This is a genomic window from Agrobacterium sp. 22-3639C2 (assembly GCF_053522105.1).
The window spans coordinates 211,870-226,635 of the sequence record NZ_JBNWDB010000003.1 but is presented as its reverse complement, the minus strand read 5'-3'; the positions used below and the strand labels follow the sequence as shown (position 1 = coordinate 226,635).

Below are 14,766 nucleotides of genomic sequence, written 5' to 3'. Positions count from 1 at the left end.
GGACAGGGGCCGTTTAAAACAAGCGGATTTGTCATAGTAGAAAATCGGACCAAGGCAAAAGCCTTTCTTTCATCGCAAGTCCGATAAGACGGTGACGCACCGTTCACGACGCCGAGCAGCCCGGAAAACGACAGGCGTGGCCATGGCTGACGACTGGCCGGATGAATGATTCGGCGGAAACGGCGCAGGGTTTTCCAGATGACAAAAGTGTAAAGGTGCTGGTGTTTTCCACGCTGTTTCGCGGTTTTCCAATATTGCCGGGAAATGCGGTGTAAAAATCACTAACGACTTGAACGTGATCCAAAATCCGTTCATCAATTGGGCCGAAAATGTCATGGTTGCGGGCAATTTCCGCCACATTCGAAAGGCAATTCTTCATGCATGTAAGGTTTTCACGCAAATTCACGAAAGCTAGATCGATGCGTATGATGATTGCCGCCCTTCTGGCCACCGCCAACTTGCTTATGCCTATCAACAGCTACGCCCAGAGCGTCGATGTCGAGGGAACGATCAGCAAGATCGACGTGAATGCGCTGACCATTACCTTGAACGACGGCAAGAATTACCGTGTGCCGGAAGAGTTCAATTTCGAAGGCCTGAAGGCAGGCGTGAAGGTCGTTGTTTTCTACACGGAAGTGGACGGAAAACGCGTGGTCGATGATCTCGAGGTCGTGCAGTAAACTGCGGTTTCGGCTCTGCCTCTTGTCGAGGCGGACCTCTTTAGTCCCGGTCGGGAAGCTCCAGAATTTCCATTATGCCGGACTTGATCCAACATCCAGCCGACGAGCGTCTGCGTGGCGGGATTGGTTTTTTCAGCCTAAAGATCTGGGCTGGCCGGGTTCCGGCTCGAGGCCGGAATGACGGAGGAGGATCGGTACCCTCACGAAATCCACTCAGCACTGTTCCTGTCGATCTCGACCTTCAAAATCCGGTCCTGCGGGATCTGCGTCGTAGAGGCTTCATCCTTGTCCATGCCGGAAACCAGGCGGAAGATCGAGCGGATTACGCCGCCGTGGCAGACACATACCGTCGGCACCTCGACTGAGGAAAGCCATGCGCCAATACGCCAGGACAGGATTTCATAGCTTTCGGCATGCTGACCTGGGGGAATGAAGTCCCACTTGTTGGCCTTGCGCGCCTTCACCCGGTCAGGAAATTCTTTTTTCAGTTCCGGCAGGGTCTGGCCTTCCCAGTCGCCGAAGGAAACTTCGACGAGGCGGTCATCGGTACGGTATGCGTAGGGGTCGAGCCCCATCGCTCCGCGCATCAGCTCCATGGTCTCGCGCGTGCGCCCGAGCGGGCTTGCCACGTAATCGAAATCACGCGCGGAGTCGCCGAGAATTTGCGCCAGAACCTTGCCGTTGCCGACCGCTTGCGCGCGGCCGAAATCATTGAGCGGAATGTCTTTCTGGCCCTGAAGCCGGCGTATCGCATTCCAGTCCGTTTGTCCGTGCCGGATCACATAGACGAGCAAGGCGATACCCCTGTTTCAAAGTTCGGTCGGCTCAGTCCTTGACCACCGAGATATCCGGCGCGTCAACGGCCTTCATGCCGATGGTGTGATAACCGGAATCCACGTGGTGGATTTCGCCGGTGACAGCCGTCGAAAGGTCGGACAGCAGGTAAAGCGCCGACTTGCCGACTTCTTCGATGGAAACGGTGCGCTTCAGCGGCGCGTTGTATTCGTTCCATTTCAGAATGTAACGGAAATCGCCGATACCGGAAGCCGCAAGCGTCTTGATCGGGCCAGCGGAAACCGCGTTGACGCGGATGCCGCGACTGCCGAGGTCTACCGCGAGATAACGCACGCTGGCCTCGAGTGCAGCCTTGGCCACGCCCATGACGTTGTAGTTCGGCATGACCTTCTCGGCACCGTAATAGGTGAGCGTGATGATCGAACCGCCATCATTCATGATCGGCTCTGCCCGCTTGGCAACGGCGGCCAGCGAGAAGACGGAAATGTCCATGGTGCGGTTGAAGTTGTCGCGGCTGGTGTCGAGATAACGGCCGGTCAGCTCGTCCTTGTCGGAAAAGGCGATGGCGTGCACGACGAAATCGATCTTGCCCCAATGCTTTTCCAGCCCGGCAAAAACCGCATCGATCGTCTCGAGGTCGGTCACGTCACAGTGGCCGGCCATGAAGGCGCCCAGTTCCTGCGCCAGCGGTTCAACACGCTTCTTCAGCGCGTCGCCCTGCCAGGTGAGCGCGATTTCCGCGCCCGCGTCCGCGCAAGCCTTGGCAATGCCCCAAGCGATTGAACGATTATTGGCGACACCCAAGATGATGCCGCGTTTGCCAGCCATAAGGCCGGATGCCTGAGCCATTGTATGCTCCCTGATACTTTCGATTGATCCTGCCTATGGCATAGGCTGCAATCCTGTTCAAGATTGCCGAGGATCATCTACTGTTAGGGAACGTAACAAAGGGTGCGTTGTCCCGCCTATTCGCAAAACTTTTACAAATAAAGGCCTTCGCGCATGTGGCGCATGAGGTCGGTTACCTTCTCGTCCGGCTTTTCGAGCAGGATGATGCGCAATTCGATGACAAGATCGCCATATCCACCCTTGCCGTCCGCAAGCCCCTTTTCGGCAAGCCGCAGCTCGCGGTCGGAGCCGGACCAGGCAGGAATGGTGACGGTTTCCTCGCCAAGCGGCGTCCGGATACTCGTCTCGCAACCCAGAACCGCGTCACTGAGAGAGATTGGCAGGGTCGTATGAATATCGAAGCCGCGAAGGGAAAAGGCGTCGTCGCGCGCCGCCAGCAACGTGACGGCCAGATCGCCGCGCGCAATGTTCGGCAGCTTCAGCCCCTGGCCCTTTAGCCGCACCACATGACCGTCCGTCATGCCGGGTTCAAGCTGGAAGCGTACCTCGCGTTCGTCGGCAAGGGATACGGTGATCCATTTGCGCTCCAGAAGTTCGGTGACCGTAACGGTGGCTTCCGCCGTGATGTCAGGTGCCTTTTCCGGCGGCGTCTGCGGGGGGCGGAAGCGGCGCACGAGAGCGCTGAAGAGGTTGGCAGCGAGCGAAGCGGCTGCGGTTTCGCTTGCAGACGTTTGCGCGGTTTCGCCAGCACCGGGCGCATCGCCTTTAACGCCAGTGGCTGCGGCTTTCGCCGCTTCGGCTGCCTGCTGCACCTTAGGGTCGTTCTGCGCGTCGGCGCCGAAAATCCGCTCGACGATATCTTCGGCCGTTTCGGGTTTTGCATCGGCTTTCTGGCCGGTTTGCGCCCTGTTGCGGGCATCCGCACGGGCCAGTTCCTCCATCAGCTTCTCAGCGGCCCTGGCGCGCTCGGCTGCCTCGCGCGCCGCCTCCCGCTGCTGCATGATTGTTTCGCCGCGCTGCTTTTTCTCGGCCGCCTTGCGGGCCTGGTCGTAAAGATCGCGCTTTTTGGGGTCTTTCAGAAGATCGTAGGCCTGCCCGACCTCGGCGAATCGCGCCGACGCGTCAGGGTCATCGCGATTGGCGTCCGGATGGACGGTTTTTGCCTTCGTGCGCCAGGCAGCCTTGATGTCTTCGTGACGGGCGTCACGTTTTAAGCCGAGGATAGAATACGGATCGCGCATGCGAAACACCAGTTACGTTGGCTCAGGCACGTGCAGCCGCTCATGGCGCAATCCTGAAACAAACCCCTCCGAAAAGGGATGCCTGCGATCATTCGCATGCATGCCCTCGGTTCAAACAACGTCGACTGTGGCAATAAGTTGCTAAGCAGTTGTTTACGGGGAATGCGCGCTGCCATGCGGCCGGATTAATTCCGCGCGCCAGGGTAAACAGTTTATTTCTGTTCGAAGCGGGTGAGTAACCATTCGCCGGTTTCCGACAGGCAGGCCTGTCCGGCATAACTCGCCACACCTTCGAAAGAGTGGCGCGTCGTCTTGAAATCGCGGCAGACGAAACCGCTGGACTTGTCTTCGTGAATGGTTGTGACGACACCGGCGCTGCCGGTTGCGGCATTGGCCCAGGGCAGGGGCTGTTCCGCGAGTTTGGTGAGATCCGCCGATGTGACCGCATTGCGGATGGTCGCGTCGTCGGTCTGCGGGTTATTATTGGGCTGGTTGGGAACAGAGGCGGTGGAAAGCGAGCGATCGACCTTGTCGCCGCCGAACAGGTCAAGGCTAACGCATCCGCTCAGCACCACAAGCATTGACACGATGGCGGAAACTTCCGCTATCGATGAAAGGAGGCCCTTTGTTCGACTGTTCGACTTTGCTATGACGGTCACCATCTTTCGCCAGAGATCATCTCTGGGGTCCAAATCAGCTCGGGAGCATTTTAGTCAATATGTCGGAAACGGGGTTAACATCCAGTGACTTCACTGAAGAAAATGAACCGTTCACGCTTTTTGCCGAATGGCTGAAGGACGCGACGGCCTCCGAAATCAACGATCCGAACGCGGTAGCACTCGCAACCGTCGATGAAAACGGCCTGCCGAATGTGCGCATGGTGCTGCTGAAGGACGTCGACGATCGCGGCTTCGTTTTCTATACGAATTTCGAAAGCCAGAAGGGGCGCGAGATCCTAGGCCAGAAAAAAGCGGCCATGTGTTTCCACTGGAAAAGCCTGCGCCGGCAGGTGCGTCTGCGCGGCGAGGTGGAGATCGTTACCGACGCGGAAGCGGATAGCTATTACGCCTCGCGTCCGCGCGGAAGCCGCATCGGCGCCTGGGCGTCGAAGCAGTCGCGGCCGCTGGAAGGCCGGTTTGCCCTGGAAAAGGCGGTTGCCGAATACACCGCGAAATATGCGATCGGCGATATTCCGCGCCCCTCCTACTGGTCCGGTTTCCGCATTCGCCCGGTCAGCATCGAGTTCTGGCACGACCGCAAGTTCCGCCTGCACGACCGTGTCGAATTCCGCCGCGAGACGCCGGATGAACCGTGGTCCAAGGTCCGCATGTATCCTTGAAAGCTGCAGGGGGCAGGCCGTCCTTGCCTGCCTATTTCAGCAGCGAATCAAATAGCGGCAGGCCGATGACGGCGGAAATGGCGATCAGGCAGTAGCAGATGCGCCTGAACGCCGCCTCGTCGGCAAGCCCGTGCAGCCGCGCACCGGCATAAAGACCCGCCCCGTAAAACGGCAGGGCCAGCAGGAAAAAAACAAAGACGTCGGCAGTGAACAGGCCACCAAAAAAATAGCTGGTGGCGGAGATCACGGTCGAAATCGCGAAATAGAGAATGACATTCGCGCGCACGAAAGCGCCCTTGAGGGCCCCGCCAAGCCAATAGGCGACGATGGGTGGACCGCCCAGTTGCGCCGAACCTGAAAACAGCCCGGCAACAAGTCCGGTGAACAGGGTGAGCGGCGTTTTCGGCCGGCCGCTGTAACGCCAGCCGGAAACGAGAAATAACAGCAGCACGACAACCACGATGGAAATGATCCAGCGCAGGGTGAGCGGATCCCCGCCGGAAAGCAGTAGCGTTCCAAGCGGGACACCGACAAGCGCACCGGCTGCCATGGTGAAGACTTCACGCCGGTCGGCCATGCGCCAGGCCGGCGGTATCATGCCGAGCGTCAAAACGCCGTCCACCACAAGAAGAACCACCGAGGCGATGCGCGGGCCGACAATGGCGCTTGCCAGCGGAATGAAGATGAGGGCCGCACCAAAGCCGGAAAAGCCGCGGGCAAGTCCGGCGAGAAAGGCGGCGCCCGCAAACATGGCGAGCAGCGTCGGACTATGCGCGGTGATAAGAGCCGAGAAAAAATCGAGGAGAGGCATGGGTGACTGCATGGATTTCGAATACCTCTTTATCCCGCATGCAGGCACCTGTCGCGGAAATTTCAGCTGATTATCGCACGATACGCTTTCGAATCGACGCCGCCGGAGAATCGTGATCAGAGTTGTATTTCACGAACAAAGGATGAACAAATGCTTGCTGTCTTGATGCGCCAGTTTGAAGCTGCCTCACAGAAATACGCTGAGGAAAATGGGATCGTCCGCGATCCCGACTGGTATATGCTGAAGCTCCAGGAGGAGGTTGGTGAGGTCACGCAGGCCTGGAACCGGCTGACGGGGCGTGGGCGCAGCAAAGACAGAAGCGAAGATGCGATGAAACTCGATCTGGCCGACGAAACCGCCGATCTCCTCGGACATCTGCTGCTGCTCGCCCATTATAACGGTCTCGACATCGAAGCATCGATAGAGCGCAAGTGGCGTTTTACACCGTCGGTTTGACAGTTTGCGGGGAGGGACGCGACCCTAGCGCTGCGGCTCTGCCGCTGCCGCAATTATGAGAGCGAAACGATAGAGAGCAGAGCTGCGAGAATGGCGGCCACCGGTGTCATGACCTGCCGCAGGGTAATCTGAAATGCGGAAAGAGCGAGCAATATCAGCGCCGCGCCGTTTATGAATGTGCCGACAAATGAATTCGAGCAGGATCGGCCTGTCAGCCTATATGTGAGACACCATAAAGACCAATGGCTAGGGGCATGTGACGCGCCTTCATGCCTCTGATAACGGCGCCTGTTGCAGGAGGCCGGCAACCGCATGAAGGTCGGTTGAAACGGCAATGCATTTTTCCCGCATTTCCTCGGTCGGCGGCGCGACATCCGGCACCATGATCGTCATCATGCCCGCCGATGAGGCGGAGCGCACGCCGTGCCAGGAATCCTCCAGCGCCAGGCAACGGCCCGGATCGATGCCGAGACGTTTTGCGGCAGTAAGATATGGCATGGGCGACGGCTTCGGCTCCGAATAGTCGCCGCGGGCGACGATGGTATCGAAACGTTTGAGCAGGTCATAGGGGCCGAGATGACGCGTGACGGAATCGTGCCGCGAGGAGGTGGCGATGGCTCGGCGTATATCGAGCCTGTCGAGAAGATCGAGGATTTCGACGACGCCGGGTTTCAGCGCCACGCCTTCCGCCATCATCACGGCAAGATGCCGGAGCCAGGCGTCACGGAAGCTGTCGATCGGAAAATCCGCGCCATAATCGGCGAAAATGGTGCCGGTAATGACATCCCACGGGCTGCCGCAGACCTTCTGATAGGTCTCGACCCGCATTCCGTGGCCGCCCTCATCTGACGCGGCCAGAAAGGAATCGCGATAAAGCGTCTCGCTTTCGATCAGCAATCCGTCCATGTCGAAAACGACAGCATGCGGGAGAAAAGGCAGCATGGCGGCTCAACCGAACCGGAAGGGGCGTTCGCCGAGGCTTTCGAACGGGCGGAGCAGGTAACCGTCCGGATCGGCAACGATGAATTGCCGGTTACCGACCTCGACTGTGCCGCGCCTGTACCATTTTTCCTCTGACGGCAGGACAAGATCGATCGACGCCCGCTCAAGCCGCGCGAGGATGGGCAGCAGGGAAGGAACGGCAAGTTGCAGATTCATGCCGCGGCCCAGCGGAAATTCAAGCGCTGCATTTTCCGCCACGAAGGTCCGGGTCGCACCGATCTGGTCGATCATCAGCTGCGCATCACCCAGCGCCAGATAGGCAAAGCCCTCTTCGGCGCGCTCATAAACCACATGAAAACCGATCAGGTCGCAATAAAAAGCGCGGCTTTTCTGCCAGTCGCTGACGGCTAGTTCCGGGACGAGGGCATTTCGTATGATGGTCATGGTCTCCTTTGCCGCGCAGGCCCGGCTATGGGAGGCGTGGCCTGCGGTAATGGGGCGATATTATCGTCTTCCGGGTGACTTGCCAGAGGAATCCTCATCATGGCAGCCATGTGCGGAGTTGTGGGCTGAAGCAGGTTCAACTTTTCGGCCTGCCACAGCTTTTCTCACCTCATGCCGGGCATGATCCGGCACACAGTCAGCCCAAGTCCTTGGGCTGAAACGGCTCATCTCGCCAAGCGGACGCGGGTAGGCTGGATTCCGGCTCGAGGCCGGAACTACGCCTTCGTGCCGCCGACGGTGATCTGGTCCATGCGCAGGTGCGGCTGACCGACGCCAACCGGCACCCATTGCCCGGCCTTGCCGCAATTGCCGATGCCGGTGTCCAGTTTCGAATCGTTGCCGATCATCGAGACGCGCTTCATTGCGTCCGGCCCGTTGCCGATCAGCATTGCACCCTTCACCGGCGCGCCGATCTTGCCGTTCTCGATGAGATAAGCCTCGGTGCAGCCGAACACGAACTTGCCTGATGTGATATCCACCTGACCGCCACCGAAGGAAACGGCATAGATGCCCTTCTTGACGGAGGAGATGATCTCCTCGGGCGTCTTGTCGCCTGACAGCATGTAGGTGTTGGTCATGCGCGGCATCGGCACATAGGCATACCCCTGCCGGCGGCCATTGCCTGTCGCCTTCGCACCCATCAGCCGGGCGTTCTGGCGGTCCTGCATATATCCCACCAGCCTGCCGTTCTCGATCAGCACATTATGGGCCGACGGTGTTCCCTCGTCGTCGACGGTGAGCGAACCACGGCGGCTGTCGATGGTGCCGTCATCCACCACAGTCACACCCGGGGCTGCCACCATCTCGCCCATCAGGCCGGCAAAGGCCGAGGTTTTCTTGCGGTTGAAATCGCCCTCGAGGCCATGGCCTACAGCCTCATGCAGCATGACGCCGGGCCAGCCGGAGCCGAGAACCACATCCATGGTGCCGGCCGGCGCATCGACGGCGGTCAGGTTGACGAGCGCCTGGCGCAGCGCCTCGTCGGCACCGCGCTGCCAGTTCTCCGTGGTGATGAAATCGCCAAAGCCGACGCGGCCGCCAATGCCGTAGGAGCCGCTTTCCTGCCGGTCGCCTTCACCTGCGACCACGGAAATATTGATACGGGTCATGGGCCTGACATCGCTGACGCGATGGCCATCGGCGCGCAGAATATCCACTACCTGCCAGCTTGCGGAAATCGTCGCCGTCACCTGCCGGACATTCGCGTCTTTGTCGCGCAAATAGGCGTCGATATCGGTGAGAAGTTTCACCTTCTCCTCGAAGCTCGGGCTGCCGATCGGGTTTTCGTCGCCGTAGAGCTTTTTGTTAGTGCGTTGTGGGGCTGCGGCATAGGAACCGGAATAACCTCTGGTCACGGCGCCGACAGCATCCGACGCCCGCTTCAGCGCAGCCTGCGACAGCTCGCCCGCATGGGCGTAGCCGACGGTCTCGCCGGCAACGGCGCGCAGGCCAAAACCCTGGTCGGTATTGAAGGAGCCGCCCTTGAGGCGGCCGTTATCGAAGGTCAGCGATTCGGCCTGCGCATGTTCGATGAACAACTCGCCATCGTCTGCGCCGGTGAGCGCTTCCGCGACCAGCTTGCGCAACTGCGTCTCGTCGCAATCGAAGAGATTTACAAGGTCGTTGGTCATGGGAGGCTCCAAACTGAATAGTGTCTGGCAAGCATGTAGGATTGTGGGGCGTCGGTGGCAAGCCAAAGCGTGATTTGGCTCAAGTCAGCTTGAATATGAGGTGCACGAAAAAAGCCATGGCCACATAGACAGGGACGCTATGGAGAAGAACCAGCAACGTCAGACGTCCCCAGTGCTCAGGCGGATTCGGCACGACGCGTTCCCAGTGGAACTGCGACAGAATATTCCCAGTGACAATCATAATCAGCATTTGCGGCTGCGCGTTTCCTACCATGAAATCGGGCAAGAGGCCACTTTCATGAGCAAAGCTCACCGCAAAAGCAAATAGTAGAAGTACCAGAAAAACGCCGCGAAACTGACGGAGGGTTACCGGTTTTCTATATTTCATGATATCCGAAAATAGTTAAAACAATACTTTCATGGTAGAGTTTTAGTCTCTCGGATTCAACCTTATTGTTTAAGGAAGCGCGTCGTAGCCTTCGGCAAAGCCGGTGAGCTCGATCGGAATACCGACACGATCCTGATCGACGGATTCACGCAGCGCGAAAACCGCGTTCTTGCCGGCGCGCAGAACCTTCAGCAGCTCGTCGTCAATATCGACCTCGACATAGCAGCCTTCGGAGAAGCAGCGGGTGAAATAGGCGCGGCCAATATTGTTGTTGTCGATATAAAGCTCCATGCCGTCCTTCAGAAGCACGCCAAGCGGTGCGAGGATACGCAGGATGCGCGACTTGCGGTCCGCGGTTTTCAGGACCACCACCGAAAGCCCCACTTCCGGGCGGTCGTCGGCAATCACGTTCTGCATCAGGGCGCATTGATCTTCGGATGCGCCTGCCGGCTTGTCGCAGATCACCGACCATGCTCCATGCGTCGACTTCGGCGTTCCGGGCGGCTGCTGTTGCGCCAGCGCCGCTGCGGCGGGAGCGATGATGGCAAGACCGGCGGCGGCAAGAAAAGTGCGCGCGAGCGGGGAAAGACGCATGGATACCTCTGGGATTCGAATCAGTGCGGCTATTTTGACGCCATAATCCGGAAAAAAAAGCCTTGGTACCTCAATTCCAGCCGAGTTGGGCGGAAATAGGACCTGTTGCCGGGTGCAGGCGCCTGATTTGACCGTGCGGCAGCCGGTGCCTGTTGGCTGAAGCCTGCTGCAAAAGCGCTGCCAGCAGGGGCTGCGCCGGATTTTGACCATTGCCAAGCGCGCCTGAAATATCTTGCAGGATACGGGACATGGGAAACTCGGCTGCGACGAACAATGGTGAAATTGGCTGACATCCGTGTCCTTACGCATATTGCGGCAGAGGACAAACTGTGGTTTGAAGTTAGTACCATAAGCATGGATTCTGCGTCTGTAATTGATCAAGATCAGACGCGTGAGGGAGAGGGTACCGTGACGAATAGGATTTACGCAGCATTGGCGGGGATGACCTGTCTGCTCACGGCTGTCGGCGCCCACGCCGATCAGCCGGTGCATTGGCAAATGGGCATGCAGGAGGCCGCCACGCCGATCATGCACGAAATACGCTGGTTTGAACAATATACGCTCTGGTTCATTGTTCCGGTTACGCTTTTCGTTCTTGCGCTGCTCATTATCGTCGCCTTGAAATTCCGTGCAGCGAAAAATCCGGTGCCGTCCAAGACCAGCCACAACACCGCGATCGAAGTGGTGTGGACGCTTGCGCCGGTTCTCATTCTCCTGTTCCTCGCTTTCCCGTCGTTCAATCTTCTGAACGCGCAGCTGACGCAGCCGGAAAACCCTGACCTGACGCTGAAGGCGACTGCGACGCAATGGCTCTGGAACTACGAATACAAGGCTGCCGAGGGCGCCGAGCCGCTCGCCTTCGACAGCTATCTGCTGAAGGAGCAGGATCGTGCAGCTGCAGGCAAGGAGGACAAGGCCCGCTACCCGCGTCTTCTCGCGGTAGACAATGAAATGGTCGTTCCGGTCGGCAAGACCGTTCGCCTTCTGGTGACGGCGGCGCCTACGGATGTCATCCACGCCTTCGCCATGCCCGCTTTCGGTGTTAAGATCGACGCCGTTCCGGGCCGCCTCAACGAAACTTGGTTCAAGCCGGAGAAGGAAGGCCTTTATTACGGCCAGTGTTCCGAGCTTTGCGGCAAGGACCATGCCTTCATGCCGATCGCCATTCGGGTGGTTTCCGAACAGCAGTACAATGCCTGGCACGCCGCCGCCGCTTCAGATCTGAACGGCGCGAACCGGGCACTGATGGCCTCCGTCGATGGCGCTCCGCGCACGGTCGACGTTGCCGCCAACGAAACCAACTGAGACCTGGAGTGACGACAATGGCTGGACCTTCCGCACACGACGATCATCACTCGCATGGTCAATCCGCTCATGATGGGCACGCGCATGATGATCATTCTCATGATCATTCCCACAAGCCGGGCTTTTTCGCCCGCTGGTTCCTGTCGACCAACCATAAAGACATCGGCACGCTCTACCTGATCTTCGCCATCATGGCGGGTATCATCGGTGGCGGGCTTTCGGTTGTCATGCGTATGGAGCTGCAGGAGCCGGGCATCCAGATCTTCCACGGTCTGGCCTCCATGGTTTACGGTTTCGAGGGTGACGCTGCCATCGACGGCGGCAAGCACATGTTCAACGTGTTCACGACAGCGCACGCGCTCATCATGATCTTCTTCATGGTCATGCCGGCGATGATCGGCGGCTTTGCCAACTGGATGATCCCGATCATGATCGGCGCTCCTGACATGGCTTTCCCGCGCCTCAACAATATTTCCTTCTGGCTGATCGTTCCGGCGTTCATCCTGCTGCTCCTGTCGCTTTTCGTCGAAGGTCCGGCGGGCGGTTACGGCGTGGGTGGCGGCTGGACCATGTATCCGCCGCTTTCGACCAACGGCATGCCGGGACCGGCGGTGGATCTTGCGATCTTCTCGCTGCACGTTGCCGGCGCGTCCTCGATCCTTGGCGCCATCAACTTCATCACCACCATCCTCAACATGCGCGCTCCGGGCATGACGCTGCACAAGATGCCGCTTTTTGCCTGGTCGGTTCTGGTCACCGCATTCCTGCTGCTGCTTTCCCTGCCGGTTCTGGCTGGTGGCATCACCATGCTTCTGACCGACCGTAACTTCGGCACGGCATTCTTCTCGCCGGAAGGCGGCGGTGATCCGATCCTCTACCAGCACCTGTTCTGGTTCTTCGGCCACCCGGAAGTGTACATCCTGATCCTGCCCGGCTTCGGCATCATCAGCCACATCGTGTCCACCTTCTCCAAGAAGCCGGTCTTCGGCTATCTCGGCATGGCATACGCCATGGTCGCCATCGGCGCTGTCGGCTTCATCGTGTGGGCGCACCACATGTACACGGTCGGCCTTTCGCTGGAAGCGCAGCGTTATTTCGTCTTCGCAACCATGGTCATCGCGGTGCCGACAGGTATCAAGATCTTCTCGTGGATCGCGACAATGTGGGGCGGTTCGCTGACCTTCTCGACCCCGATGGTCTGGGCAATCGGCTTCATCTTCCTGTTCACGGTCGGCGGTGTTACCGGCGTCCAGCTCGCCAATGCCGGTCTCGACCGTTCGCTGCACGACACCTACTACGTCGTGGCGCACTTCCATTACGTTCTGTCGCTCGGCGCGGTCTTCGCGATCTTCGCCGGCTGGTATTACTGGTTCCCGAAGATCACCGGCTACATGTACAACGAGTTCATCGGCAAGCTGCACTTCTGGGTGATGTTCGTTGGCGTGAACCTGATCTTCTTCCCGCAGCACTTCCTCGGCCTTGCCGGCATGCCGCGTCGTTACATCGATTATCCCGATGCCTATGCCGGCTGGAACCTGGTGTCTTCCTATGGTTCCTATATCTCGGCCGTTGCCGTGTTGATCTTCCTCTTCGGTGTTTGGGAAGCCTTCGCCAAGAAGCGGATCGCTGGCAACAATCCCTGGGGTGAAGGTGCGACGACGCTCGAATGGCAGCTGTCCTCTCCGCCGCCATACCACCAGTGGGAACAGCTTCCGCGCATTCGCTGAATGCCGGACCGGAGTGCGCGGGCAGGGCTTGCGAACTCCGGAAGCTGAAAAGAGGGGATGGTGTGGGCTTATCCGCGCCGTTTCCCTTGAGGCGGACGGAGTCTGCTGCTGCGTGAGGCATTTTGTCCAAGCGAAGCTTTTCGTGCGACATGATAAAAGCCAAGTACTGCCACTATGAATGGGCAGACGCAGCAGGGCGACGGAACGGGCGTGGCGATATGCCAGGCGCATGGCATCGGGTCTTTGACCCCGGTGCTGCCCGTGCCGGAACGTTCGGACCAATGAATTGACGCACCGTGCACGCCGAAAACGACACTCTGTTTTCGGGCTGGTGCAAGGGATGCCGCGACAAGCGGCATCTGAAGAAAAACAGGATACGAAATGACCGTCATCGACAATCGCGAAATGCTTGGCCTGGAAAGCTCCGAACTTTCGGAAGCCGGCGCGCGCGATTATTTCGAGTTGCTGAAACCGCGCGTCATGTCGCTCGTCGTCTTCACGGCGTTTGCGGGCCTCGTGCTGGCGCCGGGCCACATCAACCCGGTCCTCGGCCTCATCGCCATTCTCTGTATTGCCGTCGGTGCCGGCGCATCCGGCGCGCTCAACATGTGGTACGATGCAGATATCGACGCCGTGATGAGCCGCACCGCCAAGCGGCCGATCCCGTCCGGCCGCGTAGCACCTGGCGAGGCGCTGGCCTTCGGACTGACGCTCTCGGCCTTTTCGGTGGTCATCCTCGGGCTTGCGGTCAACTGGTTCTCCGCCGGATTGCTCGCCTTCACCATTTTCTTCTACGCCGTCGTTTATACGATGTGGCTGAAACGCTCGACACCGCAGAACATCGTCATTGGTGGTGCTGCCGGCGCTTTCCCGCCCATGCTTGGCTGGGCCTGCGTCACCGGCGGCGTTTCGCTTGATAGCGTCATCCTCTTCCTCATCATCTTCTTGTGGACACCAGCCCATTTCTGGGCGCTGGCGCTGTTCAAGATGCGCGACTACGGCTCCGTCGGCATTCCGATGATGCCGAACGTGGCGGGCGAGCGCTCCACCAAGAACCAGATGATCGTTTACGCCGTGCTGACGGCTGCAGTTGCGGTCGCGCCGTATTTCACCGGTCTGGCGAGCCTCGGTTATGGCATTTTCGCCGCCGTGCTGAGCGCGATCTTTGTGTACTGTTCGCTCGATGTCCGGCGCATGCCTGACGGTGACGAAAAAATGCTGCCCGCCAAGAAGATGTTCGCCTATTCGGTGCTTTACCTCTTCGCCATCTTCTCCGGCCTTTTGGCCGATCATTTCGCTCCGGCCCTGAAAGCCGTGATTTCGGGAGTTTTTTGATGGAAACCGTGGAACTGAGCGCGGCGCAGAAAAAATCGAGGCGCGGGCGCAACGTCGCGCTCGGCGTCTTGCTCGCCGGTCTGGTGGTGCTGTTTTACGTCATCACCATCATCAAGATCGGCTCGCATTGACGGCCTGACAGTGAGGGCATGATCGGAGGAGAGGAGGG

At 59.0% G+C, this 14,766-nt stretch carries 19 protein-coding genes; 7 read left to right on the top strand and 12 right to left on the bottom strand.

Features of this window, described 5'->3' with window-relative positions; all coding sequences use genetic code 11:
- Positions 1 to 103: 103 nt before the first annotated feature.
- Positions 104 to 379, bottom strand: a complete 276-nt coding sequence (locus ACQZ6D_RS14120; RefSeq protein WP_448729786.1) for a hypothetical protein — start codon at positions 377 to 379, stop codon at positions 104 to 106.
- A 40-nt stretch (positions 380 to 419) separates the two neighbouring features.
- Between ACQZ6D_RS14120 and ACQZ6D_RS14115 the strand changes: the two genes are divergently transcribed.
- Positions 420 to 680 carry a DUF1344 domain-containing protein gene (locus ACQZ6D_RS14115; RefSeq protein WP_003511760.1) on the top strand — a complete coding sequence of 87 codons (261 nt, stop codon included), beginning with the start codon at positions 420 to 422 and terminating at the stop codon, positions 678 to 680.
- A 200-nt stretch (positions 681 to 880) separates the two neighbouring features.
- On the opposite strand, the gene ACQZ6D_RS14110 is transcribed toward ACQZ6D_RS14115, so the two are convergent.
- The 4 genes from ACQZ6D_RS14110 to ACQZ6D_RS14095 form a co-directional block, all read right to left on the bottom strand.
- Complete coding sequence (locus ACQZ6D_RS14110) at positions 881 to 1,474, bottom strand: histidine phosphatase family protein (protein ID WP_121556427.1); 594 nt, start codon at positions 1,472 to 1,474, stop codon at positions 881 to 883.
- 31 nt (positions 1,475 to 1,505) lie between these two features.
- On the bottom strand, positions 1,506 to 2,324 hold the full coding sequence (gene fabI / locus ACQZ6D_RS14105; protein WP_003511762.1) for an enoyl-ACP reductase FabI: 819 nt from the start codon (positions 2,322 to 2,324) through the stop codon (positions 1,506 to 1,508).
- A gap of 131 nt (positions 2,325 to 2,455) precedes the next feature.
- Positions 2,456 to 3,565 carry a DnaJ C-terminal domain-containing protein gene (locus ACQZ6D_RS14100; protein WP_065661298.1) on the bottom strand — a complete coding sequence of 370 codons (1,110 nt, stop codon included), beginning with the start codon at positions 3,563 to 3,565 and terminating at the stop codon, positions 2,456 to 2,458.
- Positions 3,566 to 3,777: 212 nt separating this feature from the next.
- A complete protein-coding gene (locus ACQZ6D_RS14095) occupies positions 3,778 to 4,227 on the bottom strand; it encodes an RT0821/Lpp0805 family surface protein (RefSeq protein ID WP_003511767.1) in 450 nt (149 codons plus the stop codon).
- 56 nt (positions 4,228 to 4,283) lie between these two features.
- On the opposite strand from ACQZ6D_RS14095, the gene pdxH reads away from it, so the two are divergent.
- Complete coding sequence (gene pdxH / locus ACQZ6D_RS14090) at positions 4,284 to 4,904, top strand: pyridoxamine 5'-phosphate oxidase (RefSeq protein ID WP_003511768.1); 621 nt, start codon at positions 4,284 to 4,286, stop codon at positions 4,902 to 4,904.
- A gap of 31 nt (positions 4,905 to 4,935) precedes the next feature.
- Here the strand turns inward: pdxH and ACQZ6D_RS14085 are convergent, their stop codons facing one another.
- Positions 4,936 to 5,715: a sulfite exporter TauE/SafE family protein gene (locus ACQZ6D_RS14085; RefSeq protein ID WP_174047387.1), complete on the bottom strand. Its 780-nt coding sequence runs from the start codon at positions 5,713 to 5,715 to the stop codon at positions 4,936 to 4,938.
- Positions 5,716 to 5,865: 150 nt separating this feature from the next.
- Between ACQZ6D_RS14085 and ACQZ6D_RS14080 the strand changes: the two genes are divergently transcribed.
- The gene (locus ACQZ6D_RS14080; protein WP_174047389.1) at positions 5,866 to 6,171 is read left to right on the top strand and encodes a pyrophosphohydrolase domain-containing protein; all 306 of its coding nucleotides are present in this window, start codon (positions 5,866 to 5,868) and stop codon (positions 6,169 to 6,171) included.
- Positions 6,172 to 6,438: 267 nt separating this feature from the next.
- Here ACQZ6D_RS14080 and ACQZ6D_RS14075 read toward each other — a convergent pair whose 3' ends face one another.
- The 6 genes from ACQZ6D_RS14075 to ACQZ6D_RS14050 all read right to left on the bottom strand — a co-directional run bounded on the left by ACQZ6D_RS14075 (position 6,439) and on the right by ACQZ6D_RS14050 (position 10,480).
- Positions 6,439 to 7,113, bottom strand: coding sequence for an HAD family hydrolase (locus ACQZ6D_RS14075; RefSeq protein ID WP_003511772.1), 675 nt, complete (start codon positions 7,111 to 7,113; stop codon positions 6,439 to 6,441).
- Between the two features lie 6 nt (positions 7,114 to 7,119).
- On the bottom strand, positions 7,120 to 7,557 hold the full coding sequence (locus tag ACQZ6D_RS14070) for a bleomycin resistance protein (protein WP_003511773.1): 438 nt from the start codon (positions 7,555 to 7,557) through the stop codon (positions 7,120 to 7,122).
- 275 nt (positions 7,558 to 7,832) lie between these two features.
- Positions 7,833 to 9,248 (bottom strand): metalloprotease TldD, encoded by a 1,416-nt coding sequence (gene tldD, locus ACQZ6D_RS14065; RefSeq protein ID WP_065702746.1) that lies wholly within the window; start codon positions 9,246 to 9,248, stop codon positions 7,833 to 7,835.
- A 79-nt stretch (positions 9,249 to 9,327) separates the two neighbouring features.
- Positions 9,328 to 9,636 (bottom strand): hypothetical protein, encoded by a 309-nt coding sequence (locus tag ACQZ6D_RS14060; RefSeq protein ID WP_065702744.1) that lies wholly within the window; start codon positions 9,634 to 9,636, stop codon positions 9,328 to 9,330.
- Positions 9,637 to 9,705: 69 nt separating this feature from the next.
- Complete coding sequence (locus ACQZ6D_RS14055; protein ID WP_003511775.1) at positions 9,706 to 10,230, bottom strand: invasion associated locus B family protein; 525 nt, start codon at positions 10,228 to 10,230, stop codon at positions 9,706 to 9,708.
- Between the two features lie 70 nt (positions 10,231 to 10,300).
- Positions 10,301 to 10,480: a hypothetical protein gene (locus tag ACQZ6D_RS14050; protein ID WP_141680484.1), complete on the bottom strand. Its 180-nt coding sequence runs from the start codon at positions 10,478 to 10,480 to the stop codon at positions 10,301 to 10,303.
- 191 nt (positions 10,481 to 10,671) lie between these two features.
- Here ACQZ6D_RS14050 and coxB point away from each other — a divergent pair, with 191 nt between their 5' ends.
- The 4 genes from coxB (at position 10,672) to ACQZ6D_RS14030 (ending at position 14,728) form a co-directional block, all read left to right on the top strand.
- Complete coding sequence (gene coxB / locus ACQZ6D_RS14045) at positions 10,672 to 11,535, top strand: cytochrome c oxidase subunit II (RefSeq protein ID WP_019564187.1); 864 nt, start codon at positions 10,672 to 10,674, stop codon at positions 11,533 to 11,535.
- Positions 11,536 to 11,552: 17 nt separating this feature from the next.
- Positions 11,553 to 13,262, top strand: a complete 1,710-nt coding sequence (ctaD, locus tag ACQZ6D_RS14040) for a cytochrome c oxidase subunit I (RefSeq protein ID WP_003511781.1) — start codon at positions 11,553 to 11,555, stop codon at positions 13,260 to 13,262.
- Between the two features lie 381 nt (positions 13,263 to 13,643).
- A complete protein-coding gene (cyoE, locus tag ACQZ6D_RS14035; RefSeq protein ID WP_065688067.1) occupies positions 13,644 to 14,597 on the top strand; it encodes a heme o synthase in 954 nt (317 codons plus the stop codon).
- Positions 14,597 to 14,728, top strand: coding sequence for a hypothetical protein (locus ACQZ6D_RS14030; RefSeq protein WP_013635615.1), 132 nt, complete (start codon positions 14,597 to 14,599; stop codon positions 14,726 to 14,728). The genes cyoE and ACQZ6D_RS14030 overlap by 1 nt, the downstream gene beginning before the upstream one ends.
- Positions 14,729 to 14,766 lie beyond the last annotated feature (38 nt).